The 3,135-nt window shown below is 76.7% G+C and carries 5 protein-coding genes and 1 pseudogene; all 6 read right to left on the minus strand.

Annotated features, from left to right (window positions below; translation table 11 throughout):
* A pseudogene (locus tag JNW87_RS36610) lies at positions 1-779 on the minus strand (hypothetical protein); the annotation flags it as partial.
* Entirely contained in the window at positions 716-1,156 is a 441-nt protein-coding gene (locus JNW87_RS41105; RefSeq protein ID WP_238455296.1) for a hypothetical protein, read from the minus strand. The gene JNW87_RS41105 and the pseudogene JNW87_RS36610, both read right to left, overlap by 64 nt.
* A complete protein-coding gene (locus JNW87_RS36620) occupies positions 1,153-1,884 on the minus strand; it encodes an ABC transporter ATP-binding protein (protein ID WP_238455292.1) in 732 nt (243 codons plus the stop codon). Before JNW87_RS36620 ends, JNW87_RS41105 begins: the two co-directional genes overlap by 4 nt.
* Positions 1,885-1,999: 115 nt before the next feature.
* Positions 2,000-2,266: a hypothetical protein gene (locus tag JNW87_RS36625; RefSeq protein WP_238455293.1), complete on the minus strand. Its 267-nt coding sequence runs from the start codon at positions 2,264-2,266 to the stop codon at positions 2,000-2,002.
* 11 nt (positions 2,267-2,277) lie between these two features.
* Positions 2,278-2,583: a PadR family transcriptional regulator gene (locus JNW87_RS36630; protein WP_238455294.1), complete on the minus strand. Its 306-nt coding sequence runs from the start codon at positions 2,581-2,583 to the stop codon at positions 2,278-2,280.
* 70 nt (positions 2,584-2,653) lie between these two features.
* On the minus strand, positions 2,654-3,094 hold the full coding sequence (locus JNW87_RS36635) for a ferritin-like domain-containing protein (protein ID WP_238455295.1): 441 nt from the start codon (positions 3,092-3,094) through the stop codon (positions 2,654-2,656).
* Between the last annotated feature and the right edge of the window lie 41 nt (positions 3,095-3,135).

A 3,135-nucleotide genomic window follows, 5' to 3' on the forward strand; every position in this document is an offset into this window, starting at 1 on the left:
CCGCGACCGCGCCGATCGCGGCCAGCGCGGCCGGGAAGACGCGGTATCCGCCGGACCGGGCCGCGGTGACGTACTGCTCGACCAGCGGCCGGCCGGCGAACGCCGCGGCGGTGCCGAGCAGCAGCCCGAGCGCCGCCCCGCCGGCGCCGAGCACCACTCCGTCGGCCAGCACCACCCGGCGCAGGTGCACGTCGGTCCCCGCCGGCCACCGCGACCAGCGCGAGGTCCCGGCGCCGCCGCCGTACGCCGACCGCGAAGGCCGGCCCGACCAGCAGCACCACCTCCAGCAGACCGAGGCCGCCGACCAGCACCGCGTTGCCCGTGTCCGCCGCGTCCGGCAGCGGCGTGCCGTCGCCGGCGGCGTCGTCCCGGCCGGGAACGGCGGTGCGGGCGGTCACCGTCACGCCCCGCGCGTTCAGCCGGTCCACCAGCGCCGGGTCCAGCCGCCCGGGCACGTCCACCAGCCAGCTCTCGTCCGCCGGGGCGACCGGCCCGGCCGGCGCCTCCGGGCGCACCGCGACCACCTCGCGCAGGTTGTCCGGGAACTCCACCACCCCGACGACCCGGTACGGCCCGCCGCCGTCCGCGGTGCGGACCGTGCCGCCGAGCGGCACCCCCAGGCGGCGCAGGGCCCGCTGGCTGACCGCGATCTCGGTGGGCTCGGCCGGCGGCCGGCCGGCGCGCAGCCTGGCCAGCGGCCGGGCGACCGGATCGGTCAGGTCCAGGCTCCGCGCGTCGAACGACACGTTCCGGTCGTCGATCCGTACCTCGAACGGCACCCACCAGCGGACCCGGCTGACCCGGCTGCCGCGGGCAGCAGCGCGGTGATCTCGGCGGCGGCCACCGGACGGGTACGCGGCACCGACTCGCCCTGGGCCGGCCAGGAACTTTCCCCCCAGGCGTCCTGGACCAGCGCGTTCTCGGCCGACCAGCGCAGCTCCGCGTCGGCGCCCCCGAGCCGCCGGTCCAGCTGTTCCGCCCGGGTCAGCTCCGCCATGTCCCAGCTCACCGCGGTGAAGCTGAGCGCCAGCACCGGCAGCGTGATCATCGCCAGCACCAGCGCGGTACGACCACGGGCCCGCCGTGCCTCCCGCCGCGCGATGCGCAGCGCCACCAGCCACGAGCCGACCGCCCCGGCGAACCGGCCCCGACTCACCGCCCGCTGCCGGTCAGCAGCTGCTCGACGCCGACCAGCGGCGCCGTCGAGTCGACCAGCACCCCGTCCCGGAGGAAGACCACCCGGTCCGCCCAGCCGGCGTGCCGCGCCTCGTGGGTGACCAGCACCCCCGCCGCGCCGGCGTCCACCCGGCGGCGCAGCAGGTGCAGCACCGCCTCCCCGGCCTGCGAGTCGAGCGCACCGGTCGGCTCGTCGGCGAGCACCAGCCGGCGCTCGCCCACCAGGGCCCGGGCGATCGCCACCCGCTGCTGCTGGCCACCGGACATCTGGTCCGGGAAGCGGTCGCCCAGCCCGGTCAGGTCCACCTCGGCCAGCGCGGCCAGGGCCAGCCTGCGGGCCTGCCGGACGCCCGTCCCGTCGAGTTCCAGCGGCAGCGCGACGTTCTCCGCCGCGGTGAGGCTGCCGAGCAGGTTGAGATCCTGGAAGACGTAGCCGACCCGCCGCCGCCGCAGCCGGGCCAGCTCCCGGCGGTCCAGCCGGCCGAGCGTCGCCCCCTCGACCAGCACCTCGCCGGTGGTGGGGCGGTCCAGCCCGCCGGCGAGCGAGAGCAGGGTGGACTTGCCGGAGCCGGAGGGGCCCATCACGGCGACCAGCTCACCGGGGCGGACCGTGAGGCTGACCCCGCGCAGCGCGTGCACGGCGGCCTCCCCGGCGCCGTGGGTCCGGTACACGTCCCGCAGCTCCAGCACCGCGCCCGCTTCGCTCACCGGACCGTCTCCGTTCGCGACTGCGGGGCTCGCAGGCCCGGCTCGCTCCTCGCGCTCACGGTGCTGGTCCCTGTTCGCGACTGCGGGGCTCGCAGGCCCGGCTCGCTCCTCGCGCTCACCGGCGGACCTCCTGGTCGGTGCGGTCCACCGCCCCGGCGTCGGGCGCCGGCGGACGGGACGGCGCGGGGCGGTAGCGGATCAGGCTCGTCTCGCAGTGGTCGAGCCAGCGGATCTCCGCCTCGGCCTGGAAGACCATCGCGTCCAGCACCAGCCGCCAGGGCAGGTCCTCCGGCTTGTCGCTGGCGTACTTCAGCCGGGTCAACTCCTGCAACGCGCGCATGGTGGCGCTGCGCTGGGTCTGCACCACCGCGCGGACGTCCACGCCCGGGTTGGTCAGCGCCAGGGCCAGCTTGATCGCCAGTTCGTCCCGGGGCCGGTCGGTGCGGCTGATCGGGGTGGCGAACCAGAGCGCCAGGTCCGCCCGCCCGGCGTCGGTGATCTCGTACGGCCGCTGCCCACCCTCGTGCTCCGGCAGCGGCGGACCAGGCCGTCCCGCTCCAGCCGGGAGAGGGTGGTGTAGACCTGCCCGATGTTCAGCGGCCAGGTCGAGCCGGTCGACTCCTCGAAGGCGGCGCGCAGCTGGTAGCCGTACATCTGGCCGCGTTCGAGCAGGGCGAGCAGCCCGTGACGGATGGACATGGAAACGGAGTATGCATACCTGGTATGCGACCCGCAACCGGAACGCCCGCACCGTGAGCTGGGGCTCCGCTCAGACCGGGCGGCCGGGGAAGGGGACGGTGAGCGGGGTCACCCCGGCCGTCCGCCGCCACCGGGTGGCGCGCAGCGCGCAGTCGGTCAGCGCGGCCAGCGCGCGGTTCCGGTCGGTGCCCGTCGTGTGCGGCAGGGCGGCCCGCCAGAACCCGGCCGTCCGCTCCTCGACCTCGACGGCCAGCTTGAGCGCGCTCGCCCGGTCGGTCACCGGGTAGGGCAGGGCGTACCCGGCCCGGTCGGCGGGGACCTGACCGCCGCCGGAGCTGAGCTGGAGGATCAGGGCGTCGCGGCGGGACCGGTGGGCCGCCTCGGCGGCGCGGGCGGCGGTCCGGGCGGCCTCGGCGAGGCGGACGCCGATCACGCCGTACGCCCAGATCGCCGTGGGCCGGACTGAGCGCCGACGACTTCGTTCGTCGGACGCAGCCAAGGCAGGAAACACACGGCACACTCGCTGGTGTGTCAACCTACCTGCGCGCAGAC

The sequence above is a fragment of the Micromonospora sp. ATA51 genome, from assembly GCF_016802855.1.
Lineage (GTDB): Bacteria > Actinomycetota > Actinomycetes > Mycobacteriales > Micromonosporaceae > Micromonospora > Micromonospora sicca.